Source organism: Synechococcus sp. RS9907 (assembly GCF_014279615.1).
Classification (GTDB): domain Bacteria; phylum Cyanobacteriota; class Cyanobacteriia; order PCC-6307; family Cyanobiaceae; genus Parasynechococcus.
The window spans coordinates 1,293,588-1,320,310 of the sequence record NZ_CP047944.1 but is presented as its reverse complement, the minus strand read 5'-3'; the positions used below and the strand labels follow the sequence as shown (position 1 = coordinate 1,320,310).

The window sequence follows — 26,723 nt, the reverse complement described above, 5'->3', positions numbered from 1 at the left end:
CTTTGGCGATGACTCAATCCGACGCTTCCTGTCTCGCCCTCCCCGCGGATCTGCTCGCCGCCGAGGAGGCCATGCTGCAAGCCGCACTGGCAGCCGTTGGATCCGGCGACGGTCAACGTTGGGCCGCAAGCCTTCGTTTTGAAGGGCTTCGCCTGCTGCCGGTGGCGGTGCGGCTGGCCCGAGCACTGATCGCTGCCGGGCAGGATCTGTTGATGGTTTGGCCCGATGCCGGCGCTGCCGCCCTGGCCCGGCGCGATGCGGAGGACCTCAAGGAGGTGATCCTTGATTTCAATCAGCTCAAACGGGCGGAGAGCGATGCCCCCGACACCCGCCTTCTGCTTGCGGTGAACCCCTCCCCTGCGGATTACGAGGAGTTCCAGGCCTTGTGTGAGAACCACGCAGGGGTGGTTTTGATGCTGAATGGACGTCTCGAAGACGCCGCCGTCGGCATCGGCAGCGTGGCCCGGGAGCGCCGAAAGGGTTTCGTGGCTAGCTGGCAGCAGGCCTACTGGCTCCAGCCCCTGGAGGGAGGCGCGTTGATGCGCTGCTTCCCCGATGACTGGCGTCTCTATCGACAGGATCCCGATGGTTACCGGCAACTGGAGGTGCTTCCCGAACGTCCGGATCCCGACACCACAGCAGCGCTTCTGGCCGGTGAAGATCCCGACAGCATCAAGCAACAGCTGTCGGGGGTCGACCGCTTCCTTGATGGTCTGCGCAATTGAGCCGCCTCTGGCTTGATCCAGGCTCAGACCCTCCTTAAGGTTCAAGCCCAGGCTCCCCTTCGATGGTGCTTAACAGGCTTCGATCCCTTTCACCCATCGATGCCGTGGCTGGAGTCGTCGCCCTGGCCGCTCTGGCCGGGGTTGTCTGGTCCCCCAAGCTCTCGAATGCGGTCGCCAAGGCCACCGGTGCCGTGAAGCCTGTGCAGGTGAGCGTTGATGTGGTGCGGCTGTACAGCGCCGATCCCGAGCAGCTGCTGGATTCAGTGCGGGAGGAAGCAGCCCTCAACATCGTGATTCGCAACCAACCGGCCGGAAGGGTGAGCCTGGTATCGGTGGATGACGTCACCAATTCCCTGACGGCGGTGCAGCCCGATGGTTCGGTGGTGCTCGCCGATGCTCCCGCCACGGCTCTACCCCGCCATGCCCGGTTTGTAATGGAGGCCCAGGCTGAGATCAAACCCTCCGGTGTTGTGATCGGTGGCACCAAGCTCAAGGTGGGTGTGCCCGTTGAGCTGGAGGGTCGCCTCTACCGCTTGAACGGAGTTGTGAGCGGAGTCATGCCTCTGTGATTCGCTCTGCCCTGGTCTCCCTGCTGGTGCTGGCGCCCCAGTTGCCCGTCAGGGCAGCGCCTCCACTGTTGGCACCACCTCCGGTGGTGCCACGTCAGGGCCAGGCCATGCTCAGCGGCGGTGCACTGTGCCCGGCCCTGCAGACGGCCCTGGAATCAGCGGTGGGCACGGAAGAGCGGCTATGGAGCGTCAGCGTTGTCGATCAACGGGGTCAGCTGCTGGCTGATCTCAACGGGGGGATCCCCCGGATTCCTGCATCGAACCAGAAACTGGTCACCACGGCCTTTGCCCTGGATCGCCTCGGCCCCGACTTCCGTCTGAAGACGCAGCTGTTGCGTCATCCCGATGGATCACTGGAGATCGTGGGGGAGGGCGACCCCGACCTCAGCATTGCCGAGATCCAGAAGTTCGCCATGGTGGCCCTCGGCCAGGGCGGCTCCAGCAGCACCTCCAGCTCCGCCTCTGCGCCGGTTCAGCTGATGGTGCGGGAGGAACCGCGTCAACTCTGGTGGCCTGCCGATTGGGATCCTGCGGATCGCTCCTACGCCTACGGCGCACCGATCACCCGCCTTGCTCTCACCAGCAATGCCCTGCACATGGCGGTGATGGATCCAGCGGCACGGCTGCAGCGGATCCTCAACTCCACCGTGCAGCAGCAAGGGGGACAGATTCGCCTGCAGATGGTTGATCAGCGGACCCGAGAGGCGGCCCTTGCGCGCAACTGGCGAGCGAGTGTTGTCCTGCACAGCGAGGATTCCGCGCCGATGCACGCCCTGCTCAGCCTGGCCAACACGGAGAGCCACAATTTCACCGCTGAGGTGCTGATGCGTGAGGCGGCGGACGTCTGGGATGTGAACCGTGCGTCCATCGCCACCACCCGCTGGTTGCAAGCCCAGGGCATCCCGATGACGGGACTTCGGTTGCGGGATGGCAGCGGACTCTCACGGGGCAACCGTCTCACCAGCCGTTCCCTGTCTGTGCTGCTGTGGCGCATGGCGCAACACCCCCTGGCGGCCTACTACCAGGCCTCGATGGCGATTGCAGGCCAGAGGGGAACGCTGCGCAACTACTTCTGGGGCACACCACTTGTGGGTCGCTTCTGGGGTAAGACCGGCACCCTCAGCGGAGTTCGTTCGATCTCCGGCATTCTTGAAACCACCGATGGACCGCGTTACGTGAGCATGATTGCCAACGGGTCCTATGCACCCAACTCCGTGATGGGCCAGATCCTGCTGGCCAGCCAGAGGATCAGCCGTTGCCCCGCATGGACCGCAGCCGTGACGCTGCCCGCTGAGCCCGACTGAACGGAACGGTTTTGCTGTCGTCGCCAGCGTTGGCGCCCGGGGCCGCAGAGCGGATCGTCTGAATCTTGGAGAGCTCCTGACGGCCGGCCATCACCACCTGGGCCATTTCCTTGAGGCGAACCTCCAGCTCTCCCAGGGTCTGCTCGGCGTAACGGTTGGCCCCGTCCTGAACGCCGGCTGCTTCCTGGCGGCTGCGTTGAATTAGCGACTCACACTGCTGTTGGGTCTGCTGGCGGAACTGCAGCGCGTCGTTGTGAATTCGCTCGGCCTCATCGCGGCCTTCCTTCTGCAAACGCAGGGCTTCACGGCGAATCGTCTCCAGATCCTGCAGCGCCTGCTGTCGGTTGGCTTCGTGCTGCTCAGCGTGATGGCGCTTGAGTTCCGCTGCGTTGGCCTCGATCTGTTGGATTTGCTGCTGGGCCTGTTGGCGGCTGGCGTCGAGTCGCTCAGCGTGTTGACGCTTCAGCTCAATCGCTTCTTGATCCAGCTGCTGGCGACGCTCCAGTGCTTCCTGCTCCAGCTGCTGGCGGCGTGAGGCGAACTGCTGTTCCAACTGCGCCAGCTTGCTTTGCATCTCCTGCTCCAACTTCGCCCCCTGCTCGCGCGTTTTCTGGAGCAACTGCTCACACTGCTGGCGGGCTTGCTCACGCATCTCATTCACCTGCCGTTCCGCTTCCTGGCGGATGGCAGCGTTGTTCACCAGCTGCTCGCGCTGACGCTGGGCCTGTTCAACGATCTCCTCGGCGTTCCTGCGGGCGGTGTTGATGAACTCGTCCCGGCGATCCAGCAGTTTGGCGGCCCGCTCCAGCTCCTTCGGCAATTCATCGCGAACGGCATCCAGCAGCTCGACGGCATCCGTTTCGTTGACCAGACGTCCGCCGGTGAAGGGCAGTCGACTGCCCTCCAGCACAACTTCCTCCAGCTGATCGAGTTGATCGAGAACGGAGAACCGGACGTCGTTCATCTCAGCTGGCATGGAAAGTTGAATTAAAGAGCCTGTTGAGGTCCTTCGCCACCTCTGGTGGAACCATGTGGTCGATCGATCCACCGAAGCGGGCCACTTCCTTCACCACCGAGCTGCTGAGGAAGCTGTGGCGGGCTGTGGTGGCCATGAACACCGTTTCCAGATCGTCTGCCAAGGAGCGGTTGGTGTGGGCGATCTGCAGTTCGTATTCGAAGTCACTCATTGCTCGCAGGCCCCTCAGGATCAGGTCGGCGCGATGGGTGACGGCACAGTTCACGGTGAGGCCATCGAAACTGATCACCTCAACGCCGGAGAGGTGGCGTGTCGCCGTGCGGATCTGTTCGATCCGCTCTTCGACACTGAACGCGGGCCGTTTGCTCGGATTGCTGAGCACCGCGACAACCACCTCACCAAACAGGCTCACCGCCCGCTCGATCAGGTCCATATGACCATTGGTGAGAGGGTCGAAACTGCCGGGGTAGAGCGCCCGCATCGGGAATCAGCGATGGGCGGATCCTATGCAGTGGATCGCTGTTTAGATTTCAACCAACGCATCCGTGCCATGAGCCTCGACGCCGACGCCAAGAAGGTCCTGCTTCGCAAGATCCCCCATGGGCTTTTCATCTGCGGCGTGCGCAACGGTGATGAGGTCAACGGATTCACGGCCAGCTGGGTGACCCAGGGATCGTTCGAACCGCCCTTGGTGGTGATGGGTGTTCGGGCTGACAGCAGCAGTCACGCCATCATCGAGGCCACCGGCAAGTTCTCGCTCAACGTGCTGCGGGCCGATCAGAAAGATCTGGCAGCCGTGTTCTTCAAGCCCCAGAAGGCGCTCGGTGGTCGCTTTGAAGCGGCCCCCTTCGAGGAGGGCGAACTTGGTCTTCCCCTGCTCACCGATGCCGTCGGTGGTGTGGAGTGCGAACTCGTGGGATCGATCAAGCATGGTGACCACACCGTTTTTGTGGGCGAAGTGAAAACGGCGCGCCTGATCGCCGATGGCGAGGCCCTGAACCTGGCCAGCACCGGCTGGAATTACGGCGGCTGAGCTGAGCTGGTGGATGCCGCCTCCGGTGCACCGCTGCTGACGCAGCCCGAGCGTCTTGAACGCCGCCTCAAAGAGATCCCCGCTGAGCCGGGTTGCTATCTGATGCGGGACGGCGACGACCGGATCCTCTACGTCGGCAAGTCGAAGGCGTTGCGCAGCCGCGTGCGCAGCTATTTCCGCAGTCGGCATGATCTATCGCCACGGATCCGGCTGATGACACGCCAGGTCTGTGAGATTGAGTTCATCGTCACCGACAGCGAGGCGGAGGCCCTCGTTCTCGAGTCGAACCTGATCAAGAACCATCAGCCGCACTTCAACGTGCTGCTGAAGGACGACAAGAAATATCCCTACCTCTGCATCACCTGGAGTGAGGCCTACCCGCGGATTTTCATCACCCGTCGCCGTCGCTTCCGCAGCCCCCTGGATCGCTTTTACGGGCCCTATGTCGATGTGGGTCTGCTGCGCCGCACCCTGTTCCTGGTGAAGCGGGTGTTCCCGCTGCGGCAACGCCCCCGGCCGATGTACCCCGATCGCACCTGCCTCAACTACAGCATCGGGCGCTGTCCGGGGGTCTGCCAGGAAAAAATCAGCTCGGAGGACTATCACCGCACCCTGCGCAAGGTGGCGATGGTGTTCCAGGGCCGCAGCGATGAACTGCAGCAGCTGCTTCAGGAGCAGATGGAGCGGTATGCCGAGCGAATGGACTACGAGTCGGCGGCCCGGGTCCGGGATCAACTTCAGGGGCTGGATCAGCTCACCGCTGATCAGAAAATGAGCCTGCCGGATTCCTCGGTAAGTCGCGATGTGCTGGCCCTTGCCTTCGATGAACGTTTGGCGGCCGTGCAGCTGTTTCAGATGCGCGCCGGGAAGTTGGTGGGACGTCTTGGCTACACCGCTGACGCCTCAGGTCTGGAACCTGGACTGATCCTGCAACGGGTGATTGAAGAGCACTACAGCCAGGTGGATTCCGTTGAGGTGCCCCCCGAGTTGTTGGTGCAGCACGCTCTGCCCCAGCAGAAACTGATGGAGGATTGGCTCTCGGAACAGCGCGAGCGTCGGGTGCAGATCCACTGCCCGCAGCGCCAGCAGAAAGCCGATCTAATCGAACTGGTGCAGCGCAACGCGGAGTTTGAGTTGCTCCGCGCCAAGCAAGGTCAGGAGAAGCAGTCCTTGGCCACGGAGGATCTGGCGCAACTGCTGGAGTTGCCCATCCCGCCGCGGCGGATCGAGGGCTACGACATCAGTCACATCCAGGGCAGCGATGCCGTGGCCTCCCAGGTGGTGTTTATCGACGGGCTGCCCGCCAAGCAGCACTACCGCAAGTACAAGATCCGCAGCAGCAGCATCCGCGCTGGCCACAGCGACGACTTCATGGCCATGGCGGAAATCATGCGCCGTCGTTTTCGGCGCTGGGCCCGGGCCAAGGCGGAAGGGGTGGATGTGGGTGCCCTGCGTCACAAAGGTGGCAGCGCTCTGCAGACCGACGGACTCAACGACTGGCCCGATGTGGTGATGATCGACGGCGGCAAGGGCCAGCTGTCTGCCGTGATGGAGGCCCTGCGCGAGCTTGATCTGCACGAGGATCTCAACGTCTGCTCCCTCGCCAAGCAGCGCGAGGAGGTGTTTCTCCCTGGCGAAAGCCAGCCGCTGGAGAGTGAACCGGATCAGCTCGGAGTTGTGCTCCTTCGCCGCCTTCGCGACGAAGCCCACCGTTTCGCTGTCAGCTTCCATCGCCAACAGCGTGGTGAGCGGATGAAGCGTTCACGTCTCTCGGACATCCCTGGGGTTGGGCCCAAACGGGTCAAGGATCTCTTGGCCCACTTCCATTCGATTGATGCCATCCAGCTGGCATCGGTTGAGACCCTGTCCAAGGCCCCTGGCGTCGGCCCGGCTCTGGCCCGCGACATCCACGATTTCTTCCATCCTTCCGACGACGGAGCCGACGCTGATGCCAGGGCTGCTTTAGAAGAGCAGCCTCAGGAACTCTCCGCATGATCCGTCATCTCTGCATGGCTCTGGCAGGAGTGTTTCTTCTTGCCACTCCGGTCTGGGCGTCTCCCGGGCTGTGCACGGGGCCTGTATGTGCCGACGGCATCACCCGCAGCGCCAAGAACCACTGGCAGCTGGTGCTGCGGCTCAACGATCAGCAGGGCCATCGCGAAAAAGTGGTGATGAATTGCCGGGCTGGTCAGTTGAGCCCCATGGCCGGACCCGTGGATCGCGCCTATGCCACCGCCCTGGGTCGACGCGCCTGCCGTCTTGCTGGGGAGGACAGCTGACGGTGGATCTCAGCCTCGTTTTTCCCCATCAGCTGTTTGAGCACCATCCCGCGCTTCGGGCGGGACGGGCCGTGGCCCTGATCGAAGATCCGCTGCTGTTCGGCACTGATCCCCGCTGGCCCATCCAGGTGCATCGGCAGCGCCTGCTCCTGCATCGGGCCTCGATGAATGCCTATGCCGAGATGCTTCAGGCCAAGGGCTTCACCGTGTTGCGGGTGCTGCAGGGGCAGGCGGCCAGCACCGCTGAGATCCTCGGAGATCTGCTCGATCAGGGCTATCGGTCCTTTCATCTGGCGGATCCGGTGGACGATGTTCTGAGCCAACGGATCTCCGCCTTCGCCTCCCGTCACGGCTGCGGTCTGGAGATCGTCGCCACCCCGATGCTGCTCACCCCAGAGGCCGTCATTGAGGACCATTTCGCCTCTGGCAAGAAGCCCCTGATGGGTCGCTTCTACGAGATGCAGCGCAAGCGGCTGGATCTGCTGATCGATCCTGATGGTGGTCCTGTCGGTGGCCGCTGGAGTTTTGATGCCGACAACCGCAAGAAGCTCCCCAAGGGAATCCTGGTTCCAGAGCCCCCGGCCGAACGCTCCAGCGCAGCGAACGCCATCGTTGAAACGGCCCGGCAGCAGCTCATCGGGGAGGGGGTGACCGGCATCGGCAGCTGGGACGGGTTCCATTACCCCGTCACCCATGGCGATGCAGCCCGTTGGCTGGATCAATTCCTCGAACAACGCCTGCGCCAGTTCGGGGCTTATGAGGATGCGATCAGCACCCAGCATCAGGTGATGTGGCACAGCGTGCTCACGCCGATGCTCAACATCGGTCTGCTCACGCCGCAGCAGGTGCTGGATCGAACGCTGGAGCGGGCTGAAGCCGGTGACCTCCCCCTCAATTCATTGGAGGGATTTCTGCGTCAGATCGTCGGTTGGCGGGAGTTCATGGCGGCGATGTACCGGCGCCACGGGGTGGAGATGCGCAACGGCAATTTCTGGGGCTTCAACGACCGGCCAATTCCCTCCGCGTTCTACACCGCATCCACGGGTCTGCCCCCGATTGATGACGCTATCCGCCATGCCCTGGAGACCGGCTATTGCCATCACATCGAACGCCTGATGCTCCTAGGGAATGTGATGCTCCTCTGCGGATTCCATCCAACCCGGATCTACTCCTGGTTCATGGAGCTGTTTGTGGATGCCTACGACTGGGTGATGGTTCCCAATGTCTATGGCATGAGTCAGTTCGCTGATGGTGGCATCTTCACCACCAAGCCCTATCTCTCCGGCTCGAACTACGTGCGCAAGATGTCGGATTACGGCAAAGGTGAGTGGTGTGACACATGGGATGGCCTGTTCTGGACGTTCATCCATCGCCATCAGGATTTCTTCCGGCGCCAATACCGGCTGGCGATGATGGCCCGCAACCTGGATCGCATGGCTCCCGACGTTCTGTTGGCTCATCAGCGTCGAGCTAGCGATTTTCTTGACGCGCTCACCTGAACCCTGCGTAAGGTCGCCCCAGATCAGTTGTGTTGATGACGTTTTCGCCCGAGGCCTACCTCTGGTTCAAGACCCTGCACATCGTTGGGGTCGTGGTGTGGTTTGCGGGCCTCTTCTATCTGGTGCGCCTGTTCATCTATCACGTTGAAACGGAGGAACTGGCGCCGGAACTGCAGCAGCCGTTCCGCGATCAGTACACCTTGATGGAGAAACGGCTCGCCAACATCATCACCACGCCGGGAATGGCTGTGGCGGTATCGATGGCCATCGGGTTGCTGCTGGCCCAGCCCTCCTGGCTTCAGCAGGGCTGGATGCACGCCAAGCTCGGTTTTGTGGCGGCCCTGCTGGCTTATCACGTGTTTTGTTACCGACTGATGGGCCAACTCCATGCCGGCACCTGTGCCTGGTCGGGTAAACAGCTGCGCGCCCTGAATGAGCTGCCCACGCTGCTGCTGGTGATCGTGGTGATGCTGGTGGTGTTCAAAACACAGTTCCCCACCAGCGCAGCGACCTGGTTCATCGTCGCCCTGGTGGTGTTCATGGCAGCGTCGATTCAGTTCTATGCCCGTTGGCGTCGCCTGCGGGCCGAAGCCTCCGCCAAAGCCTGAGATGAGGGTTGAGATGACCCACCCCCTCAAAGCCGTGCTCGAACAGGTGGGACCGTCGAGTTGTCCCACCACGCACAACTTCCACTGCCACACCATCTGCAGTGACGGCAGCCTCGAACCGCTCGAGCTCATCCAGCAGGCCACCGAGCGGGGGCTCAAGCACCTGGCGGTGACGGATCACCACAGCAGCCATGCCCATCGGGAGATCCAGGCATGGCTGGATCAGCAGCGAGCCAGTGGTGTTGAGGTCCCCACGGTGTGGAGCGGCATGGAAATCAGTGCACTGCTGAAGGGGTGCCTCGTTCATGTGCTCGCCCTTGGCTTCGAGCTCAACCACCCTGCGCTCCAGCCCTACAACCGTGGTGATGCCGTCGTCGGTGAACCGCTAAGGGCTGAGGCGGTGGTGAAAGCCATCCATGAAGCCGGTGGATTGGCAGTGTTGGCCCATCCCGCCCGTTACCGCCTGGGCCATGACGTGCTGATCGATGAGGCGGCCCGGCTTGGTTTCGATGGTGGTGAGGCCTGGTACGACTACGAGATGCAACCAACCTGGTCCGCCAGCCCGTTGATCTGCGAGGCCATCGATCGTCAGCTGAGCAACCTTGGCCTTTTGCGTACGTGTGGCACCGATACCCATGGAATTGACCTTTGCGGCCGCTAAGTTCATTCCATCTCAGTTCCGGTCGACATGGGCTTCTTGGATCGTCTGCTGAAAAAGGATTCCGCAGATTCCGACTCCACGATTCAGCCGCGCAAGCCGGCAAAGGAGAAGCCGGCCGAGTTCTTCCTTGATGCCGACGCTTCCTCCTCCCTCGGGGATGTGAACTACATGCGTGAGTCGAAGACGATTCGCCGCACCTTCCCCGGCACCGTCGACAGTCCCGGCACCAAGGAGCAGATCATGGAGGTGGCTGCCGAAACCGAGAAGCTCGAGAAGCGCAGCGAAGGCCTCGGTGGCGTCGTCAAGAAGGAGGAATCAGTCAGTCTCAACGCGGGCATTCCCACCCCAGTGAAGAAAACCTTCGCTGAGCAGGTGAGCACCGAGGAGATGAGCAAGCGCCTCAAGGGCACAGCCATCACGGGTGTGAACACCCCTGCTCCTGCCGGTGCTGCTCCCCTCGGCCGTAAGGAAGAGCTGAATCCCAAGGAGGAACCGGTGGCCAAGGCGGGTTCCGCTGCACCGTCCTCCAAGCCTGGATCGATCGATCCGTTCCGTCAGATGGTTCGCGACCTCAACAAATAGGGCTTCCCCGTTCAATCTGGGCTTCGCTGCTGATCACCAGCTGTTGCAGGTGAAGCAGCTGGTCTTTTGTTGCTGACGTCCAAAGGCCTCGATTCGAGGCCTCCAGCAGCCGTTCGGCCATGTCCCTCAGCACCCAGGGGTTGCTCCCCTTGAGGAAGTCGAGAATTTTCGTCTGGCTGAGCCACTGCTCACACAGCGCGCCGTAACACCAATCGGGTACGCGATCGGTGGAGGCGTCGTAGGCAAAGAGGTAGTCAAGGCTGGCCCCCATCTCGAAGGCACCCTTGTAGCCGTGCTGCATCATTCCCTCGATCCAGCGGGGGTTAAGCATCCGGCTGCGCATCACCTTGTCCAGTTCCTTTTCAAGCCGGTGCAGGCGAGGTCGTTCGGGGCGGGAATGGTCTCCGAACCACAGCTGTGGCCGTGCTCCTGACACCTCTTCCACCGCGGCACTGAGGCCCCCCTGGAACTGGTAATAGTCGTCGGAATCGAGCAGATCGTGCTCGCGGTTGTCCTGGTTGTGGAGCACCACCTGCACCCTGCCCAGGGCCTGCTCTAGCCCGGATCGATCAAGGCTGGGGGCAGCGGCACCGTCATACGACCATTGGCTCCAACTGAGAAAGGCCTGGCCCAGGTCTGCTCGGGAGTCCCAGGCGCCACTGTCGATCAGGGCTTGCAGACCGGCTCCGTAGGCACCAGGGGCGGACCCATAAATGCGGCCCTGGGGCCCGCCTTGACGGGTGAGCTCAGCCAGGGGATTCAGTTCATCCGGTTCATCAAGGGCCGCCACCATCGACTGGGCCTGATGCACCCAGCCCACCAACTGGGGGAAGGCGTCGCGAAACAGCCCGGAGATGCGCAGCACCACATCCACCCGCGGACGACCCAGCAAACGGGCTGGAATCACCTCCAGGTCCACCATCCTTCGGGTGGGGCCGTCCCAGACCGGTCGAACACCGATCAGGGCCAGCAGCTGAGCAATGTCTTCTCCGCCATTGCGCATCGTTGCTGTTCCCCAGACTGATAACGCCAGATGGCGCAGCGGTTCCCCCTGCTCCAGCAGATGGAGATCCAGCAACTGCTCCGCCGAGCGTCGCCCCAGGTCCCAGGCGGCTTCCGTGGGCAGTCCCCGCAGATCGACGGAATAAAAATTGCGGCCGGTGGGCAACACATCGGGGCGACCACGACTCGGTGCTCCTGAGGGACCCGCCGCGATGCGCTGCCCCTGAATGCCCCGCAGGAAGGCCTCTTTTTCAGCTGAGGCACAACCATTCAAGCGGGGCCAGAGGTCGTCGTGCAGGTTCTGCAAGCAGGGATCCGTTCGGCTCCAGGTCCGGAACGGTTCCGCCAGTCCGTCGCCCTGGTCCCCATGGATGAGCCATCGGATCAACAACTGGGCCTGCTGTTCCAGCCAGGCGCAACCATCCCCCACCCGTCGGCAGTTCGCGCCACCCAGCAGCCTCAGGCGGGTCTGATCCGCCTCCGAGAGCTTGTCGCCTTCGTCCTGCTGCCAGGGGTCAAAGCCCAGTTCTGCCTGCAGGGCCATGGCCTGCAGCAAGCCGGGCTGCCCCTGCCGGGGGGGACGGGCCAGGGCGACCAGCAGCTCATCGGCGGCTTCTGTCGATGGCGCCACTCCAAACCGATGCAAGCCGGTGCGGATCTGCGATTCCTTGAGCTCGCAGAGATAGGTCTCGGCCTGATCCAGGCAGGTCTCCAGCAGCTCCGGTTGGCGGCGAATCTCCGCTTGGCTGGGGATTCCGGGCCAGTTGAGGGACAGCAGGCTGGAATGAACTGCCTGTTCCAGCACCCGGGCCCGCTGGCCGCCCAGCTGCCTCACCTCCACCAGTTCATCCAGCAGGCCCTCCAACCGTTGCAGTGGTCCGTGCAATCCAGCACGCCCCAAGGGCGGTGTGAGGTGGTCCAGCACCACGGCATGACCCCGTCGCTTGGCCTGAGATCCTTCGCCGGGATCGTTGACGATGAAGGGGTAGAGGTGAGGGATCGGTCCAAGGGCCAGCTCGGGGCCGCAGGCATCGCTCAACCCCACCGACTTGCCCGGCAGCCATTCCGCACTGCCGTGCTTGCCCACATGCAGCATTACCTGGGTCTGATGCACGCAGCGCAGCCAGAGGTACTGAGCCAGATACCGGTGCGGTGGCGGCAGATCCGGTGAGTGGAGATCGGCGATCTGATCGGCGTCATAGCCGCGATCCGGCTGGATCAGCACCACCACATGGCCGAAGCGCAGGCCATGAATGGCAAACCCCCTGTTTGGATCCAGATCGCAGGCGGCTTCTGGAGGTCCCCAACGGGATTCGATCAAGCGTCGAGCCGATTCCGGAACGCCGGCCCACCACTTCTGATAAGTGGTGAGGGGCAGATGATCCAGCGCTGGGCGGTGCTGTCCGTCCGGTGCATTGGTGCGGCCGGCCAACAGCTGTTGCATCAGGTCATCGCCTGAATCCGGCAAGGCTCCCGAACCGAGGTCATGGCCGACGTCAGCCAGCCAGCGGAGCATCCGCGCCGTGCTGTCTGGCGTATCAAGGCCCACACCATTGGCCACACGACCGTCGCGAACGGGATAGTTGGCCAGCACCATCGCGATGCGCCTTTGGGCACAGGGGGTCTGTCGCAGCTCCACCCAGCGACGGCTGTGCTCGGCCAGCCACGCGAGTCCAGATGAATCCGGCTGCAGGCAGGGAATGGCCGTGGCCAGGGGGCCGGTGGTCTGCAGATGGTCACGAAAACCGCAGGGCCGCGTGGTGATTCGAGCATCCAGCTCCGGCATCACCACCTGCAACGACAGATCCATCGGATTCAGCCCCTGGCTGCTCTCCAGCCACTGGGCCCGGCTGCGGCTGCTGCTGAGCAGCTGCAACACCGGTCGATCGAGACGATCCCAGAGAGGGCTGCCAAGGCCGGCCTGTTCGGTCTGCACCGAGGCAAAGGACGTGCCCGCAATCACCAGCTGAGCGTTTTGCTGATTCAACAGGTCGTGGACGCCGGCCTGCACCGCCGGGTTTCTCAGGCTGCTGACCCAGAGCAGACAAGGCCGCAGTGCCTCCTTCCGAAGTGCGGCCGTGAGGGCATCCGCCAGGGCAAGGTCTCCAGCTTGAAACTGAGCCCGATAGAGAACAACGCCCACCGCAGCCCCGGCTTCGTCGCGCCAATCCCAGGGCATCGGATCGGGGCAAGGCACCACCGCAACGTTGTCGGGTGATGGGGGGGTGCCCTCCAGCAGAGCCTCGAGAGCTCCAAGGAACCGCCCCATGTTGTCGATGCCCCCTTCCCGCAACAGTGCCGACAGCTGATCGGCCAGTTCAGCGCTGCAGGAGCCCAACCCATGCAGCTCGTTGTTCTGATCAGCCGTTCCGGCAAGGACGATCAGTTGTCGCTGCTTCGCTTCGCTGCACCAGCGCTGCAGTTGCTCCAGGCCGTAGCTCCAGTGCCCACGGCTGCCGAGCAGGCGCACAACGATCAAGTGCGCCGCCTGGGCGGTGGTGTTGAGGTAATGGTCCAGCTGCGCTGGGTGGTCCAGGCAGCTCAGGGGCAATGCCCGAATCCGCTCGTTCCAGGCCGGGTTGCTCGGCAGGCTTGCGTCCAGGCAGCTGATGTCAGTGCCTGCACTGGTGAGGAACAGCACATCCGCGCCCGGCTGCTCCACGAGCACCACATCTTCCGGTGGGTCCAGACCCGGACAGGTGGCAAGGCGATGCATGACCCCATTCTCCGTGTTGCGGTGCGCGGTGGTGAGAAGATTCAGCGATCGGATCCATCACGGTGATGCATCAGTTCCTGTCCTATGCCTGGTTCCAGGGCCAGTGCGTCCCCTTCGAGGAGGCCAGGATCTCCATTGCCACCCATGCCCTGCACTACGGCACCGGTGCCTTCGGCGGCATGCGCGCCATTCCCGATCCCCAGAACAGCAACACCATGCTGCTGTTCCGTGCTGATCGGCACGCCCGGCGTCTCAGCCAGAGCGCCAGATTGCTGCTCACGGATCTGAGTGAGGAGACGATCCTTTCGGCTCTCACGGCAATGCTTCAGGCCAACAAGCCTGATCAGCCGATCTATCTGCGGCCCTTTGTGTACACCAGCGATCTGGGCATCGCCCCGCGCCTGCACAACATCGAGACCGACTTCCTGATTTACGGACTCCCTCTGGGGGATTACCTGTCTCCGGAAGGGGTGAGCTGCAGGATCAGCAGCTGGACCCGCCAGGAGGACCGATCCCTGCCGCTACGCGGCAAGATCTCCGGCGCCTACATCACCAGTTCCCTGGCCAAGACGGAAGCCGTGCAGAGCGGTTTCGACGAAGCCTTGCTGTTGAACAGTCGCGGCAAGATCAGTGAAGCCAGCGGCATGAACCTGTTTCTGGTGCGTGATGGCCAGCTGATCACGCCTGGAGTTGATCAGGACATCCTTGAGGGCATCACCCGCGCCAGCGTGATTGAGCTGGCCAAAGCGATGGACATCCCTGTGATTGAACGTCCGGTGGACAAAACCGAGTTGTTCATCGCCGACGAAGTGTTCCTGTCCGGCACGGCCGCCAAGGTGACGCCGATCCGTCAGATCGAATCAACGGTGCTGAACGCCAAGCGTCCTGTGATGGATGCCCTGAAGGCCAAGCTCGTGGCGATCACCGAAGGACGGGATCCCGCCTATGAGCACTGGGTGACTCGTATTCCGATCTCCTAAATCAACCGCCTGAAGTTCGCCCTGAGCTTTTCTTAAGATCGGTGCTTCTAAGAGGTTGCATCGATGGTGGTGACGCAGGCAGATCGGCAAGCCACCACCTCTGCATTCCTCGAGTACCTGCATGGGCCACAGCGTCCTGTGCTCGTGTTCGACGGTGCCACTGGCACCAGCCTTCAGGGGCTTGGGCTTACGGCGGATGATTTCGGTGGTCCTGACCTGGAGGGTTGCAACGAGAACCTGGCGGTCACCAAGCCGGATGCAGTCAAGGCAGTGCATCGCCAGTTCCTCGAGGTGGGCTGCGATGTCATCGAAACCGATACCTTCGGCGCTGCATCGATTGTGCTGGCGGAATACGGCCTGGAAGACAAGGCCTTTGAGCTGAACAAGCGGGCAGCCGAGCTGGCCCGGGAAATGGCTGATGAATTCAGCACCCCTGAGAAGCCACGTTTCGTGGCGGGCTCCATGGGGCCCACCACCAAGCTGCCCACCCTTGGCCACATCGATTTCGACACGATGCGGGATTCGTTCCGCGAGCAGGCTGAGGGACTGATCGCCGGCAACGTCGACCTGTTCATCGTCGAAACCTGTCAGGACGTGTTGCAGATCAAGGCAGCACTCCAGGGCATCGAAGAGGCCTTTGCCGCCACCGGTGAGCGGCGGGCCCTGATGGTCTCCGTCACGATGGAAACCACGGGCACCATGCTCGTCGGAACGGACATCGCCGCTGTGGTGTCGATCCTTGAGCCATTCCCGATCGACATCCTCGGCCTGAACTGCGCCACCGGTCCGGAGCAGATGAAGGAGCACATTCGCTACCTCTCTGAGCATTCCCCCTTCACCGTCAGCTGCATTCCCAACGCCGGACTGCCGGAAAACGTTGGCGGGGTGGCCCATTACCGCCTCACCCCGGTGGAGCTGAAGATGCAGCTGATGCACTTCGTTGAAGACCTCGGCGTGCAGGTGATCGGTGGATGCTGCGGCACCACTCCTGCTCACATCGGCAGCCTTGCGGAACTGGCGCAGGAGCTCAAGCCGGCTGAACGCCCCTCCCGCTGGGATCGTGCCAGCGCGGAGGATGTGCGCCCCAGCCTCAATTACGAGCCCGCAGCCTCATCGATCTATGGCGTCACGCCCTACCACCAGGACAATTCTTTCCTGATCATTGGTGAGCGGCTCAATGCCAGTGGCAGTCGCAAGGTGCGCGAACTGCTGGCGGAGGAAGACTGGGACGGGCTGGTGTCGGTGGCCCGCGGCCAGGTGAAGGAAAACGCCCACGTGCTCGACGTGAACGTCGACTACGTCGGTCGCGATGGCGAACGGGATATGCACGAGCTGGTGAGCCGTCTGGTCACCAACGTCAACCTGCCCCTGATGCTCGATTCCACCGAGTGGCAGAAGATGGAGGCGGGCCTGAAGGTGGCTGGGGGCAAATGCATTCTCAACTCCACCAACTACGAAGACGGTGACGAGCGCTTCTTCAAGGTTCTGGAGCTGGCCCGCCGCTACGGCGCCGCTGTGGTGGTCGGCACGATCGATGAAGACGGGATGGCCAGAACAGCCGAGAAGAAGTTCGCCATCGCCCAGCGGGCCTATCGCGATGCCCTCGAGTTCGGCATCCCCGCCCATGAGATCTTCTACGACCCCCTGGCCCTTCCCATCTCCACTGGCATTGAGGAAGACCGGCTGAATGGTCGCGCCACCGTGGATGCCATCCGGATGATCAGGGAGAACCTCCCCGGAGTGCACGTGGTGCTCGGGGTCAGCAATGTGAGTTTCGGCCTGTCACCGGCGGCCCGGATCACCCTCAATTCGGTTTTCCTTCACGACTGCTGTGAAGCCGGCATGGATTCAGCCATCGTCAGCCCCGCCAAGATCCTCCCGCTGATCAAGATCAGCGACGACCACCAGAAGGTGTGTCGTGATCTGATCAATGACAACCGCCGTTTCGAGGACGGCATCTGCGTCTACGACCCGCTCACCGAACTCACCAAGCTGTTTGAGGGAGTGAGCACCAAGGAAGCCCGTGCGTCAGGCCCCTCGCTGGCGGATCTGCCGATTGAGGAACGGCTCAAGCAGCACATCATTGATGGTGAGCGCATCGGCCTGGAGCCCTCCCTGGATGAGGCGTTGCAGACCTACCCCCCTCTGCAGATCATCAACACCTTCCTTCTGGATGGCATGAAGGTGGTGGGTGAATTGTTCGGCAGTGGCCAGATGCAGCTCCCCTTCGTGCTGCAAAGCGCCGAGACGATGAAATCCGCCGTGGCTCACCTTGAGCCGCATATGGAGAAAAGCGAGGGCGAGAGCACAAGCAAGGGCAAGTTCCTGATCGCCACGGTGAAGGGCGATGTCCACGACATCGGCAAGAACCTGGTGGACATCATCCTCACCAACAACGGTTATGAGGTGATCAATCTGGGCATCAAGCAGAGCTGTGAAGCCATCGTTGAGGCCCAACGTGAACATCAAGCCGATTGCATCGCGATGAGCGGTCTGCTGGTGAAGTCCACGGCCTTCATGAAGGACAACCTCCAGGCCTTCAACGATGCGGGCATTGATGTTCCTGTGATCCTCGGCGGTGCGGCACTGACCCCACGCTTCGTTCAGAAGGATTGCCGTGAGGTTTACGAAGGCAAGGTGATCTACGGCCGTGATGCCTTCGCTGATCTGCGCTTCATGGACGCTTTGATGGATGCGAAGCGCAGCGACAACTGGACCAATACCAAGGGCTTTCTGGCTGATGCTCCCCAGGGGGTTGGCCTGGATGAAGAGTCGCCAACCTCCGAGAACGCTGAGGAGACATCCAGCTCCGCATCGGATGCTCCGGCTGCGGATCTGCCGCCGGTGAGCTCAGATCGATCCGACGCCGTCCCCGCTGAAACCGCACCGGTGCCGCCCTTCCTCGGCTCTGAGGTGATCACTGAGGCCGACATCGACATTGCCGAGGTCTTCCACTACCTCGATCGCAATGCCCTCTTCGCTGGCCAGTGGATGCTCCGCAAAACCAAGGAGCAGAGTCGGGACGACTACGAGGCGATGCTTCAGGAGAAGGCAGAGCCGGTGTTGCAGGAGTGGATGCAGCGCTGCATCAACGAGTCACTGTTGACCCCCCGAGCTGTGTACGGCTACTTCCCTGCGGGACGCGATGGCAACACCCTTCGGGTGTTTGATGCCGATGGCACGCGGGAACTCGGGTGTTTTGAGCTTCCCCGTCAACGCTCTGGCAACCGCTACAGCATTGCCGATTTCTTCAACGATCTGGATGCTGAGGGACGCCCAACGGACGTGCTGCCGATGCAGGCCGTGACCATGGGCCAGAAGGCCTCTGTGGTGGCGCAGGAGCTGTTCAAGGGCGATCGCTACAGCGATTACCTGTACTTCCATGGCCTGGCGGTTCAGATGGCCGAAGCGATGGCCGAATGGGTGCACGCACGGATTCGCTCGGAACTCGGTTTCGCAGATCCAGCTGGGATGCCCCTGCGGGATGTGCTGGCGCAGCGGTACCGCGGCAGCCGGTACTCCTTCGGCTACCCCGCCTGCCCGAATGTGGCCGACTCCAGGCAGCAGCTGGACTGGCTCGGGGCTGAGCGGATCGGCTTGAGCATGGACGCCAGCGACCAGCTCGAACCGGAGCAGAGCACCACAGCATTGGTGGCGCTGCACTCGCAGGCCCGTTACTTCAGCGCCTGAGCCCTGAGGGGCGTCCCATAGCCTGAGGCGCCCTGTTTGTGTTCACCATGGCCATTGCCGGACCGGATGGTGTTGATGCCGCCATCAAAGCTGGTGTGGATCTTGATGGAAGTCCAATCCCTGAAGCGATGCTCGCCCTTTACAACCAGGTGATGGATCTGGAAAGTCAGCGCGCCCGCAGTGGTGTTCTGAAATCGATGCGCAACCGGGTGGTCAAGACCGGAGCCAAGCATTTCGACCAGGAAACGCTCAATCAAAGGCTCCTTGAGGCCGGATGGGACGGTCTGAAGGACAAGGAGATCGCTTTCTTCTACGGATGATCTCCTGCTGACGGAGAAGCACCCTCTGCCGGGCTCAGTCCTGGCAGAGCTTCTCCATCGTGTCGATCACCTCTTGCTGGAACGATTCCAGGGCACTGGACTCGCTCAGATCAAGGCCTTCACCAGCGGCGTTCTGGGCCAGGTCCTGGAAATGAAAGGCTCCCTCTCCATTGGCAAGGAACTCGATCGCCGAGCTTTCACCGCTCTCGCGAAACGCATCGCAGAGCGCCAGAAAAGCAGCGTCTTCAGTGAACTCCCAATCCATCGAGTGGACATGACTGAATGACCTTTAACCCGCTCCCCCAGGGGTTCGTCAACCGTCTGAAGTCAAAATGTGCCAGTCCTTGGGCAGACTCCCCCTCAAACGAGCGCTCAGATGTCCAGCAGCAGCCCCGAATTTCCGCCGGCCAGGAACGTTCTTGGCGACCCACTGAAGAGTTGCAGTTGTCAACCGATGACGGGTTGGTATCGCAATGGTCTCTGCCAAACCGATCCATCGGATCTCGGCCAGCACAGCATCTGCTGCGTGATGACCGAGCAATTTCTCAGTTACAGCAAGGCCCAGGGCAATGACCTGAGCACACCGATGCCCGCGTTTCAGTTCCCGGGCTTGAAACCAGGGGATCACTGGTGCGTCTGTGCACCGCGCTGGAAACAGGCCTACGACGATGGCGTCGCACCGCTGGTGCGCCTGGAGGCCACGGAAGACACAGCCCTAACGGTTGTCAGCCTCGAGCAGCTGAAGCAGCACGCTCACCAATCGATCGATTGACCGTCCCAGGCGAGAAAGGCTCCTGATTGTTCCGGGGTCTGTTGCAGCAACACCTCAACCAACTGACGCGCAGCCCGTTCTGGAGTGAAAAGTTTGTCTGGTGCCACGAAGCTCTGGAACGGACGAGACAGGGCTGTGTCGGTCGTTCCGGGATGCAACAGGCTCACGGTGGCCAATGGCCAGCGGCGGGCCCATTCAATGCTCAGGCAGCGCAGCAGCTGGTTCTGAGCCGCCTTGGCCGCCCTGTAGCCGTACCAGCCCCCAGTGCGATTGTCGCCGATGCTTCCCACGCGAGCACTGAGGCTGGCGAAATGAAAGGGTTGATCCCGCTGCAGCAAGGGCTCGATCGCCTTGGCCAGCAGGATCGGTGCCATGGCGTTGATGCCGAATTGCTGCTCCAACTGAGAACGATCGATCTGTTGAAGACGTTTTTCCGGTTGAAGCCCAGGACCATGCAGACGGCCGCTGCAGTTGAACACCAAACGCAAGGGGAGCCCCTGGGCTCGCAGGCTTGAGCTCAGACCATCCAGATCACTGTCGTTTTGGAGGTCCAGTTGCAGTGAGGAAGCCGGAGGTCCATGACGTCCAGCGGTCAGCACCTTCAGATCAGGGCAGGTGCGCTTCAGTTCTGCTGCCACCGCCGCTCCGATGCCGCCGGGGCCAACCACCAGCGCCAAGCCAGCCCAAGTGGTCGGAGCTTCTTCGACCATGTGAACTTGCTGCGAAGAGGAGACCGTCTAGCGGAAATCAGGCATCATCGGCTGGTTGCTCTGACAGCAGTTCTGGTGCCGATGCGCTGTCATTTCTGGCTCCCGGCCGCGATCGGAAGTCTTTTCATGGCGGCTTTGATCGGCTGGTTGGCTCGGCCGCTCTCACAGCGGCCTGATCAGCTCAGATCAAGCTTGGCTGATCTGCTCGATCACGATTCAACCGTTGGTTCGAGCGTGGTTCCAAAGGTGCCGCCTGGTGCTGACCATGTGCCCCTGGAGATCCGCGTCGGTTTGGTCAGCCAGAGCCCTATCACCGCCTTCCGACCCGGACCCAAGGTGCGCTGTCGCCACCAGCACGGCGATGTGATCCCTGCCCAAGAGCTGATGAAGAGGATCGCTTCCTCACCTCAGCATGAGATTCATTGCTCCGGTGGACCTGTTCAGATCAACCAGCAGTATTATCAAGGCGATGTATCACTGGTGAAAGGCCAAGGTGATTGGCTCCCGGTGGTTTCGCTAGATCTGGAGACCTACGTGGCCTCAGTGGTTGGCGCCGAAATGCCCAGCAGTTGGCATGGGGAAGCCCTCAAGGCGCAAGCCGTTGCAGCCCGCTCCTATGCGATGGCCCATCTCGCCCGACCGGCAACGACGGCGTATCACCTGGGGGACACAACCCGTTGGCAGGTTTTTGCAGGAGAGCAAAGCACCACCCCGGCCAGTCGTTCAGCAACACGGGAAACCAGCGGGATCATCCTGAGTTACAGCGGTGGCATTGTGGAAAGCCTTTATGCGTCAAATGCGCAGGTGAGTGCTGAAGCCCATGGCCATCTCGGCGCCAGCATGAGTCAATCAGGGGCACAGCAACTTGCCCATCAGGGACTCCCCTTCAATGCCATTCTCGGCAGGTACTACGCAGGGGCCTCGCTGGCACGGTTGACATGGCATGACCAGTGAACTGCTTCGAAAAGCGATGGAGGTCACGGTTGCAGCGACCGAATCCGGAGCCCTTGTTCCGCTCGACACCTCATTGAGCCACCTGGTCGGGGAAAGAGGCTGTCGCTTTGAGTTGCGCCATCTCCTCAGCGCCACACCAAAACACCTTCGAGCATCGGGTCCAAAGCCGAATCCGTTTCTTCCCTGGGACCAACGTCTGGAGGTTGACCGGATCGGTGAATCGCACGTCGTAATCCTGAACAAATATCCCGTTCAGACCTCCCACATGTTGCTCATCACCCAGGACTGGCAACCCCAGACCGGTTGGTTGTCCTTGGAGGATTGGCGCTCCCTCGCCAGGATTGATGCCACGACGACGGGGCTGTGGTTCTTCAACAGCGGGCCTGATGCCGGCGCCAGTCAGCCCCATCGACATCTGCAGTTGTTACCGCGGTCAGAAGAGGAGCGGATCTGTGCTCGGGACGATTGGTTCCGTTGCTGTGTGGCTGGCACAACCACGTCTGCTCAGGATCCTCTGTTGCGCAGTGCACGGGTCGCAGCGATCAGTTCAACCCTGACGGGTGAAATGCTTCAAGCGTTGTATCTCGCTCTGGCTGAAGACCTCGGTCTGGGGCACCCCAGCACCGATGACTGCCCGCGAGGGGCTTACAACCTGCTGATTACACGGCAGTGGATGGCCATGGTTCGCCGCAAAAGGGAGGGAATTCGCGGCTTCAGTGTTAACGCCCTCGGCTTCGCCGGATCCTTGTTGAGCACTGATGCCTCCGATCGACAGTGGATTCAGCGTTCTGGACCGGAGGCCCTGCTTCAAGCTGTTGTCGACACGCTGGACTGAAAAGTTCAGTGTTGGCACAGATGCTGTGGCTTGCTTCTCTCTGCCAAGGCTGGAGATGCAACTCACAACCATCCATTGGACAAGACCTGCCTCAAGCGTCGGAACCGTCAAATTCAGGACAACCTGCATCTGGTTCGGCCCATTGCCCGTCATTACGCCCAACAGACAGGCCTAGAAAGCGACGATCTCCTGCAAGTGGGATGTCTTGGCCTGATCAAGGCCTACAACCGCTACGACGCCCACCGAGGAGCTCCCTTTCCAAGCTTCGCCAAGCCGCACATTCGGGGAGCCATTCTCCACTTCATGCGCGACAGAGTCGGATTGATACGTCTCCCCAGGGCCGTTGAAGAACGGGCCATGCAGATGGTGCGCAGTTCGGAGGACTCTGCTTTGAGCCCAGCCGATGCCCTCGTGGTTGACCACTACCGCAGCAAACAGCACTGGGTGGAATTCAACGACGACCTTCTCGACGACACGGCGCGAGCAATGGATCTGGTCGAACGCTCGGAGACCTGGGGCAGGGTTAACAAGCTCTTCCGCAAACTTGAAAACGACGACCAATGTGCCCTGCAGATGGTCGTCATTGATGGAATGAGTCTGAGGCAGACAGCGCGACTGCTTGGGGTTTCAGCGATGACAGTTCAGAGGCGTGTGAAACGCGGCCTCAACACCATCGCGAAGCAGTTGAACGCCGCTCAGCCGGACGCCTGAGCATCGCGATCCATCTGTTCCTGAAGAGTTTTGATGGCGGCATTAAGAGCCGACAGCTGCCGTTCAGCACCATCACGCCAGAACCGCAGCATCGACAACTTCCGTTCCTGATGCTGGCGACGCAGACTTGTGTGATCGGTGCTGGGGCTGCAGCAGAACGGTGGAAGCATTTCAGCGTCGACGCTAAGCCCATGTTGACCGATTTTCAGGCACGGTGTGACTCATCAATCTGTTGGCTGTCTCAAAAGGTGGAACTACGGTGTGAATTGAGAGCATCCACATTGTGGTGTCGACGTTGCTCCGAACACCACAACAGCAAGCCGCATGAGTCTCAGGCAAATCCCAGTCTTGGTCTTGACCTGCGTCTCGCTTGCGGGTTTTGAGTGCGTGCCTCAGCGCAACGCTGAGGCGTATGTCGCCCTGATGGCAGGTCAAAAGGCACGACCTCTCAACGGCACCTTCAACAACGTTCCGGTTCTTCATTCCAATCAACCGGAAATCGTCACCGGGCCGGGAATCCTGGTGAACACTGCTGCGGGCTCAGCCATCGCTGCGGAGTCGAACCAGCCGCTTCGCAATGCCGCCCACACCTTCAACGGTGAGTTCGGCGTTCATATGCATCACAAGTATTACCCCCAAAACCAAGCCAAGTTGGGGGGGCGTCGATCCAGAGGCTTGATGACCCTGGCTCTGATCGCGACGAATCCCGGACCAAGCTCGATCACGCTCAATTTTGACCGAGGCTCCGTCAAAAATAGTTTTGAAGCGCCCTATCACCCGAATCGCTTGATGGGGGTCAAACCCCTTGGGAAGCGTCCTTGGAACACAGGGCCAGGCGATGCCACCGCCGTTCAACTGCTGCGCGGTGAACTGGACCGGAAATTACCCGAACAGGTCGTGATTCCGGCAGGAGGGCAGAGGGTTGTTGTGCGCACTGTGCTCCCTGCCCGTGGCATTGCCAACGGGCTGCTGAGAGGACGCAGCAACGGTCCTTTCACGATGGCTGTCGTTGCCGCCGAGCAATCAGCACAGGATGCCGATCTGTTCGCGGTGCTGCAGTCGGGGCGACTGGCACCGGGGCGGATTTATCTCAACCGAATTCGCGAGATCCAGCTGGGTCGTGTTTTCTCCCGGGTGGCCGGCGTTGCCCTGGGCGATGCCTACAAAGCTGAGATCAGCCATGACCTCAACCAGGGGCCACTGCACGTTCCCCTGACCAGCACGAAGCGGCATCACTTCGGCACCAGCGACGTTCAGGTCAATCCGTTGACCACACGGATGGTTGATTCCGCTCTGAACAACGTCGGCACCTATGGGGTTCGCTATGACGTGACCCTCAATGTTTCTGGTGCAGGGCCCCATCAACTGGTGCTCAGTCATCCGGTTGTGTCTGGCAAGAAGACGTTCACAGCCTTCCGTGGATCGCTGCAGATTCGTCAGGACCGGACCCTTCAAGAGGTTCACGTGGGCATGCGCTCAGGGGAGAGCCTGGCCCTGGCTGATCTCAACCTGGTTCCTGGAACGCGCAAGGCGGTGAAGGTGAGCTTGGTTTATCCGGCTGATGCCACCCCAGGCCATCTCCTCAGTGTGGTTCCCGTTCAGCAGCTGGCCATGCTTCATCGCCGCAAGCAACAACAGCGGGACGCCCAGGTCAAAATCGCGGACAGTAAATCCCGCATGGTGGGGCCGAAGACCGCTCCTCCTCCACCTGAAGCCAAGCCTGTTGTTGTGAAGCCTGCAGCTGCGAGGCCAGCATCTGTGAGGCCGGCTCCTGTGATTCCTGCTGTGGTGCCTGTCGCCCGACCCGGTTACGGCGATGTGATTCGATCTCAGCAGCAGTGGTTGCTCCAGCTTCAGGGTCGATAACCTGCCCAAAGGTGGATTGAACTTTTGAGCGGCGAGGACTCAAAACGTCAACGCATCTCTGTGGAGATGTCAGAGCCCATGGTCGCGTTGATTGACCAGCTCAAGGGTGAATACGGAGCACGTTCCCGGGGCCGGGTGCTCGAAATGCTCCTCCAGGATCTGCTCGACCCTGGGGATGCAGCATCGGATCCTGAGGTCGATCCTCTCAAGGACGATGCTGAACCAGCGGTCGCCACTGGGCCCGATGAGGTCACCAGTCTCGTTCTGATCTCAACGGGGAACCAACAGCAAGGGGGTGAAGACGCTCCAACCTCAGCCCCTGGGCTTCCCTCGGGGGGTGGCTCCTCAGGCATCGACCTGCCGGGGTTCGTCAGCAAGCGCACCAGTCAGCTGAAAGCGACGCTTCGCTCTCCGCAGCATCGCGATTCCCCTCAGAACGACCCGCTTGTCTCAACGGTCGACCTCGCCGAGCTCAGAGAGGCCAGTGCTGCCGCCGAAGAACACTGGAGGTCCCTCTATGGCCAACCACCGGGCCCAACAGTGATTGAAGCGGCCATGACCTGGCTGGCCCGAGATGTCTGGTCCAGCACCGATGCCAGTGATGGCCGTCCATTCACCTGGTCGGCTGCCAATGCAGCCGTTGAGACGCTCTGTGCCAGCTGGAAGTCAAGCGACCCATCGCTGGGTCGGGTGATGGTCGTGGCTGGCGCTCTTGAGGATCCCTTTGCAACATCCTCGTTGGCAGAACGGATGCCGACCCTGATCCGCCGCTTTGTGAACCGTTTCCGCCGCAGCAGACAGGTCACCTCCTTCGAAACCCTTGAGTCGACTATGACGGTGCATGGGGCTCTCAAGCTGTTGGGTTTATCAACCCAGGCAGGAACTTCGGTCACGCTCAGCTCCATTCGGGAGGCTTACAAGCAACGGGCGCTTGAAGAACATCCTGATGCGGGTGGTTCCACCGATGCGATGCGCCGACTCAATGAGGCCTATCGGCTGCTGCGTGAGCTGTACAGAAACCGTTGACCGCTTATCTCTGCTGAGACGCAAGACAAGTCCAAGTGCATGTCTTGATTGAGACAGCTGCGTTGTCATCATGACCAGCTCCGTGGCTTCGAACAATCAACCAAGCGCTGAGGGCCAACATGGCCACGGAGCCACACAGCGCCAACAAATCAGTGGCGTTGTTCACCTCGAAGCCGATGGTCTTTTTGAATGCCGCAACAATCAGGCCCACAACAATCACATTGGACAGATTGTTCTTCAGGCTTTGGAGGCTGTTCACCGAGAGAATGTTGGTGTGCTGCTCTTCGCCACCCTCCAGGCGTGGATCAAGGTCTGAAATCACCAGCTCGTAGATGCCATAGCCAAAGATCAGCAGGGCGATGCCGATCACGAAGTAATCAACCCCTCCCACCATCTGGGCGATGGTTTTGGCCGCAACGCTCTTGGCCGTGAAGGGAAGGCGCATGATCACAAGGAAAGCGTTGAAGACCTCAACCGCACCAATGACGAAGCAGCCAACGCTTCCGAGCAGGCTCAGCACCACCGGAACGATGCTGATCAGCCGGAATTTCCAGATCAGGCGTTCAAACCGACGTTCAATCCATCGCGCCGCCATGGTCCAATCCGATCATCCGTTCGCAGTCTGATCAACAGAATCTCAGGTCTTAGCTGCGACACATTTCAGGACCCAATAAGAGTCTTGCCTGCAATGCGCGCTAATCCTCAAGATTCAAAAAATGGTGATTTTTATTTGCCGTGCAGCCGAGATTGTCGCGGCGCCCTTCCTTCTTCAAAAACCATTGTCTTGATGGCTTTAGCTGTAGTCCACGGCCAGTCCAGAGGTGGCCTGTGACCGTCAAAATGATTTGAAGACGGGGGTTTTCAGTCCTGCGTACCTGCTGTAGACACAGGTACGCAACATTGGC

General features: G+C 61.3%; 26 protein-coding genes. 19 read left to right on the top strand and 7 right to left on the bottom strand.

From position 1 onward, the window contains the following. Positions 1 to 8: 8 nt before the first annotated feature. The 3 genes from SynRS9907_RS07090 (at position 9) to dacB (ending at position 2,598) form a co-directional block, all read left to right on the top strand. Positions 9 to 725 carry a DUF1995 family protein gene (locus tag SynRS9907_RS07090; RefSeq protein ID WP_188020492.1) on the top strand — a complete coding sequence of 239 codons (717 nt, stop codon included), beginning with the start codon at positions 9 to 11 and terminating at the stop codon, positions 723 to 725. Positions 726 to 787: 62 nt separating this feature from the next. Continuing rightward, positions 788 to 1,294 (top strand): DUF4330 domain-containing protein, encoded by a 507-nt coding sequence (locus SynRS9907_RS07085; RefSeq protein ID WP_188020491.1) that lies wholly within the window; start codon positions 788 to 790, stop codon positions 1,292 to 1,294. Then, positions 1,291 to 2,598, top strand: a complete 1,308-nt coding sequence (dacB, locus tag SynRS9907_RS07080; RefSeq protein ID WP_188020490.1) for a D-alanyl-D-alanine carboxypeptidase/D-alanyl-D-alanine-endopeptidase — start codon at positions 1,291 to 1,293, stop codon at positions 2,596 to 2,598. Before SynRS9907_RS07085 ends, dacB begins: the two co-directional genes overlap by 4 nt. On the opposite strand, the gene SynRS9907_RS07075 is transcribed toward dacB, so the two are convergent. Both SynRS9907_RS07075 and coaD read right to left on the bottom strand, forming a co-directional pair. Continuing rightward, positions 2,543 to 3,562 carry a hypothetical protein gene (locus tag SynRS9907_RS07075; RefSeq protein WP_115162011.1) on the bottom strand — a complete coding sequence of 340 codons (1,020 nt, stop codon included), beginning with the start codon at positions 3,560 to 3,562 and terminating at the stop codon, positions 2,543 to 2,545. The genes dacB and SynRS9907_RS07075 overlap by 56 nt on opposite strands. A 1-nt stretch (position 3,563) precedes the next feature. After that, positions 3,564 to 4,055, bottom strand: a complete 492-nt coding sequence (gene coaD / locus SynRS9907_RS07070; RefSeq protein ID WP_114989170.1) for a pantetheine-phosphate adenylyltransferase — start codon at positions 4,053 to 4,055, stop codon at positions 3,564 to 3,566. A gap of 69 nt (positions 4,056 to 4,124) precedes the next feature. On the opposite strand from coaD, the gene SynRS9907_RS07065 reads away from it, so the two are divergent. Genes SynRS9907_RS07065 through SynRS9907_RS07035 form a run of 7 tightly spaced genes read left to right on the top strand, consistent with a single transcriptional unit; the run spans position 4,125 to position 10,236 of the window. Continuing rightward, positions 4,125 to 4,607: a flavin reductase family protein gene (locus tag SynRS9907_RS07065; protein WP_115009275.1), complete on the top strand. Its 483-nt coding sequence runs from the start codon at positions 4,125 to 4,127 to the stop codon at positions 4,605 to 4,607. A 9-nt stretch (positions 4,608 to 4,616) separates the two neighbouring features. Then, a complete protein-coding gene (gene uvrC / locus SynRS9907_RS07060; protein WP_188020489.1) occupies positions 4,617 to 6,602 on the top strand; it encodes an excinuclease ABC subunit UvrC in 1,986 nt (661 codons plus the stop codon). Beyond that, on the top strand, positions 6,599 to 6,886 hold the full coding sequence (locus SynRS9907_RS07055) for a hypothetical protein (RefSeq protein WP_114989168.1): 288 nt from the start codon (positions 6,599 to 6,601) through the stop codon (positions 6,884 to 6,886). The genes uvrC and SynRS9907_RS07055 overlap by 4 nt, the downstream gene beginning before the upstream one ends. Positions 6,887 to 6,888: 2 nt before the next feature. Continuing rightward, a complete protein-coding gene (locus tag SynRS9907_RS07050) occupies positions 6,889 to 8,385 on the top strand; it encodes a cryptochrome/photolyase family protein (RefSeq protein WP_188020488.1) in 1,497 nt (498 codons plus the stop codon). Positions 8,386 to 8,420: 35 nt separating this feature from the next. Next, positions 8,421 to 8,993, top strand: coding sequence for a protoporphyrinogen oxidase HemJ (hemJ, locus tag SynRS9907_RS07045; protein ID WP_115132641.1), 573 nt, complete (start codon positions 8,421 to 8,423; stop codon positions 8,991 to 8,993). Between the two features lie 13 nt (positions 8,994 to 9,006). Continuing rightward, positions 9,007 to 9,654, top strand: coding sequence for a PHP domain-containing protein (locus tag SynRS9907_RS07040; protein WP_188020487.1), 648 nt, complete (start codon positions 9,007 to 9,009; stop codon positions 9,652 to 9,654). 27 nt (positions 9,655 to 9,681) lie between these two features. Further along, positions 9,682 to 10,236 (top strand): hypothetical protein, encoded by a 555-nt coding sequence (locus tag SynRS9907_RS07035; RefSeq protein WP_188020486.1) that lies wholly within the window; start codon positions 9,682 to 9,684, stop codon positions 10,234 to 10,236. On the opposite strand, the gene cobN is transcribed toward SynRS9907_RS07035, so the two are convergent. After that, a complete protein-coding gene (cobN, locus tag SynRS9907_RS07030) occupies positions 10,226 to 13,954 on the bottom strand; it encodes a cobaltochelatase subunit CobN (RefSeq protein ID WP_188020485.1) in 3,729 nt (1,242 codons plus the stop codon). The genes SynRS9907_RS07035 and cobN overlap by 11 nt on opposite strands. A 65-nt stretch (positions 13,955 to 14,019) precedes the next feature. Here cobN and SynRS9907_RS07025 point away from each other — a divergent pair, with 65 nt between their 5' ends. The 3 genes from SynRS9907_RS07025 (at position 14,020) to SynRS9907_RS07015 (ending at position 18,944) form a co-directional block, all read left to right on the top strand. Continuing rightward, positions 14,020 to 14,934, top strand: a complete 915-nt coding sequence (locus SynRS9907_RS07025) for a branched-chain amino acid transaminase (RefSeq protein WP_188020484.1) — start codon at positions 14,020 to 14,022, stop codon at positions 14,932 to 14,934. A 63-nt stretch (positions 14,935 to 14,997) separates the two neighbouring features. Beyond that, entirely contained in the window at positions 14,998 to 18,624 is a 3,627-nt protein-coding gene (gene metH, locus SynRS9907_RS07020; RefSeq protein WP_188020483.1) for a methionine synthase, read from the top strand. A 47-nt stretch (positions 18,625 to 18,671) separates the two neighbouring features. Further along, a complete protein-coding gene (locus tag SynRS9907_RS07015; protein ID WP_114989215.1) occupies positions 18,672 to 18,944 on the top strand; it encodes a DUF4090 family protein in 273 nt (90 codons plus the stop codon). Positions 18,945 to 18,978: 34 nt separating this feature from the next. Here SynRS9907_RS07015 and SynRS9907_RS07010 read toward each other — a convergent pair whose 3' ends face one another. Continuing rightward, positions 18,979 to 19,209, bottom strand: coding sequence for a hypothetical protein (locus tag SynRS9907_RS07010; RefSeq protein ID WP_006851429.1), 231 nt, complete (start codon positions 19,207 to 19,209; stop codon positions 18,979 to 18,981). Between the two features lie 111 nt (positions 19,210 to 19,320). Here SynRS9907_RS07010 and SynRS9907_RS07005 point away from each other — a divergent pair, with 111 nt between their 5' ends. Then, positions 19,321 to 19,716, top strand: a complete 396-nt coding sequence (locus SynRS9907_RS07005) for a DUF2237 family protein (protein WP_188020482.1) — start codon at positions 19,321 to 19,323, stop codon at positions 19,714 to 19,716. Here SynRS9907_RS07005 and SynRS9907_RS07000 read toward each other — a convergent pair. Further along, positions 19,698 to 20,426, bottom strand: a complete 729-nt coding sequence (locus SynRS9907_RS07000; protein WP_188020481.1) for an SDR family NAD(P)-dependent oxidoreductase — start codon at positions 20,424 to 20,426, stop codon at positions 19,698 to 19,700. The genes SynRS9907_RS07005 and SynRS9907_RS07000 overlap by 19 nt on opposite strands. A gap of 81 nt (positions 20,427 to 20,507) precedes the next feature. On the opposite strand from SynRS9907_RS07000, the gene SynRS9907_RS06995 reads away from it, so the two are divergent. The 3 genes from SynRS9907_RS06995 to SynRS9907_RS06985 are packed head-to-tail and all read left to right on the top strand — an operon-like array spanning position 20,508 to position 22,926. Then, positions 20,508 to 21,380: a SpoIID/LytB domain-containing protein gene (locus SynRS9907_RS06995; RefSeq protein ID WP_255446034.1), complete on the top strand. Its 873-nt coding sequence runs from the start codon at positions 20,508 to 20,510 to the stop codon at positions 21,378 to 21,380. Next, positions 21,370 to 22,215 (top strand): DUF4922 domain-containing protein, encoded by an 846-nt coding sequence (locus SynRS9907_RS06990; RefSeq protein WP_188020479.1) that lies wholly within the window; start codon positions 21,370 to 21,372, stop codon positions 22,213 to 22,215. Before SynRS9907_RS06995 ends, SynRS9907_RS06990 begins: the two co-directional genes overlap by 11 nt. Before the next feature lie 30 nt (positions 22,216 to 22,245). Beyond that, on the top strand, positions 22,246 to 22,926 hold the full coding sequence (locus tag SynRS9907_RS06985) for a sigma-70 family RNA polymerase sigma factor (RefSeq protein ID WP_188020478.1): 681 nt from the start codon (positions 22,246 to 22,248) through the stop codon (positions 22,924 to 22,926). Here SynRS9907_RS06985 and SynRS9907_RS06980 read toward each other — a convergent pair. Next, positions 22,911 to 23,096, bottom strand: a complete 186-nt coding sequence (locus tag SynRS9907_RS06980) for a hypothetical protein (protein ID WP_114989156.1) — start codon at positions 23,094 to 23,096, stop codon at positions 22,911 to 22,913. The genes SynRS9907_RS06985 and SynRS9907_RS06980 overlap by 16 nt on opposite strands. A 154-nt stretch (positions 23,097 to 23,250) precedes the next feature. On the opposite strand from SynRS9907_RS06980, the gene SynRS9907_RS06975 reads away from it, so the two are divergent. After that, positions 23,251 to 24,792, top strand: a complete 1,542-nt coding sequence (locus SynRS9907_RS06975) for a DUF3370 family protein (RefSeq protein ID WP_188020477.1) — start codon at positions 23,251 to 23,253, stop codon at positions 24,790 to 24,792. Positions 24,793 to 24,870: 78 nt separating this feature from the next. After that, on the top strand, positions 24,871 to 25,818 hold the full coding sequence (locus tag SynRS9907_RS06970; protein ID WP_188020476.1) for a molecular chaperone DnaJ: 948 nt from the start codon (positions 24,871 to 24,873) through the stop codon (positions 25,816 to 25,818). 4 nt (positions 25,819 to 25,822) lie between these two features. Here SynRS9907_RS06970 and SynRS9907_RS06965 read toward each other — a convergent pair whose 3' ends face one another. After that, positions 25,823 to 26,413: a YqhA family protein gene (locus SynRS9907_RS06965; protein WP_255445814.1), complete on the bottom strand. Its 591-nt coding sequence runs from the start codon at positions 26,411 to 26,413 to the stop codon at positions 25,823 to 25,825. Positions 26,414 to 26,723: the final 310 nt, after the last annotated feature.

What these genes read in the sequence shown, in the direction of transcription:
- SynRS9907_RS07090 (WP_188020492.1), top strand. Translation starts at nt 9, where the DNA reads ATGACTCAATCCGACGCTTCCTGTCTCGCCCTCCCCGCGGATCTGCTC.
- SynRS9907_RS07085 (WP_188020491.1), top strand. Translation starts at nt 788, where the DNA reads ATGGTGCTTAACAGGCTTCGATCCCTTTCACCCATCGATGCCGTGGCT.
- SynRS9907_RS07075 (WP_115162011.1), bottom strand. Translation starts at nt 3,562, where the DNA reads ATGAACGACGTCCGGTTCTCCGTTCTCGATCAACTCGATCAGCTGGAG.
- coaD (WP_114989170.1), bottom strand. Translation starts at nt 4,055, where the DNA reads ATGCGGGCGCTCTACCCCGGCAGTTTCGACCCTCTCACCAATGGTCAT.
- SynRS9907_RS07065 (WP_115009275.1), top strand. Translation starts at nt 4,125, where the DNA reads ATGAGCCTCGACGCCGACGCCAAGAAGGTCCTGCTTCGCAAGATCCCC.
- SynRS9907_RS07055 (WP_114989168.1), top strand. Translation starts at nt 6,599, where the DNA reads ATGATCCGTCATCTCTGCATGGCTCTGGCAGGAGTGTTTCTTCTTGCC.
- hemJ (WP_115132641.1), top strand. Translation starts at nt 8,421, where the DNA reads ATGACGTTTTCGCCCGAGGCCTACCTCTGGTTCAAGACCCTGCACATC.
- SynRS9907_RS07040 (WP_188020487.1), top strand. Translation starts at nt 9,007, where the DNA reads ATGACCCACCCCCTCAAAGCCGTGCTCGAACAGGTGGGACCGTCGAGT.
- SynRS9907_RS07035 (WP_188020486.1), top strand. Translation starts at nt 9,682, where the DNA reads ATGGGCTTCTTGGATCGTCTGCTGAAAAAGGATTCCGCAGATTCCGAC.
- cobN (WP_188020485.1), bottom strand. Translation starts at nt 13,954, where the DNA reads ATGCATCGCCTTGCCACCTGTCCGGGTCTGGACCCACCGGAAGATGTG.
- SynRS9907_RS07025 (WP_188020484.1), top strand. Translation starts at nt 14,020, where the DNA reads ATGCATCAGTTCCTGTCCTATGCCTGGTTCCAGGGCCAGTGCGTCCCC.
- metH (WP_188020483.1), top strand. Translation starts at nt 14,998, where the DNA reads ATGGTGGTGACGCAGGCAGATCGGCAAGCCACCACCTCTGCATTCCTC.
- SynRS9907_RS07015 (WP_114989215.1), top strand. Translation starts at nt 18,672, where the DNA reads ATGGCCATTGCCGGACCGGATGGTGTTGATGCCGCCATCAAAGCTGGT.
- SynRS9907_RS07010 (WP_006851429.1), bottom strand. Translation starts at nt 19,209, where the DNA reads ATGGATTGGGAGTTCACTGAAGACGCTGCTTTTCTGGCGCTCTGCGAT.
- SynRS9907_RS07005 (WP_188020482.1), top strand. Translation starts at nt 19,321, where the DNA reads ATGTCCAGCAGCAGCCCCGAATTTCCGCCGGCCAGGAACGTTCTTGGC.
- SynRS9907_RS07000 (WP_188020481.1), bottom strand. Translation starts at nt 20,426, where the DNA reads ATGGTCGAAGAAGCTCCGACCACTTGGGCTGGCTTGGCGCTGGTGGTT.
- SynRS9907_RS06995 (WP_255446034.1), top strand. Translation starts at nt 20,508, where the DNA reads ATGCGCTGTCATTTCTGGCTCCCGGCCGCGATCGGAAGTCTTTTCATG.
- SynRS9907_RS06990 (WP_188020479.1), top strand. Translation starts at nt 21,370, where the DNA reads ATGACCAGTGAACTGCTTCGAAAAGCGATGGAGGTCACGGTTGCAGCG.
- SynRS9907_RS06980 (WP_114989156.1), bottom strand. Translation starts at nt 23,096, where the DNA reads ATGCTTCCACCGTTCTGCTGCAGCCCCAGCACCGATCACACAAGTCTG.
- SynRS9907_RS06975 (WP_188020477.1), top strand. Translation starts at nt 23,251, where the DNA reads ATGAGTCTCAGGCAAATCCCAGTCTTGGTCTTGACCTGCGTCTCGCTT.
- SynRS9907_RS06970 (WP_188020476.1), top strand. Translation starts at nt 24,871, where the DNA reads ATGGTCGCGTTGATTGACCAGCTCAAGGGTGAATACGGAGCACGTTCC.
- SynRS9907_RS06965 (WP_255445814.1), bottom strand. Translation starts at nt 26,413, where the DNA reads ATGGCGGCGCGATGGATTGAACGTCGGTTTGAACGCCTGATCTGGAAA.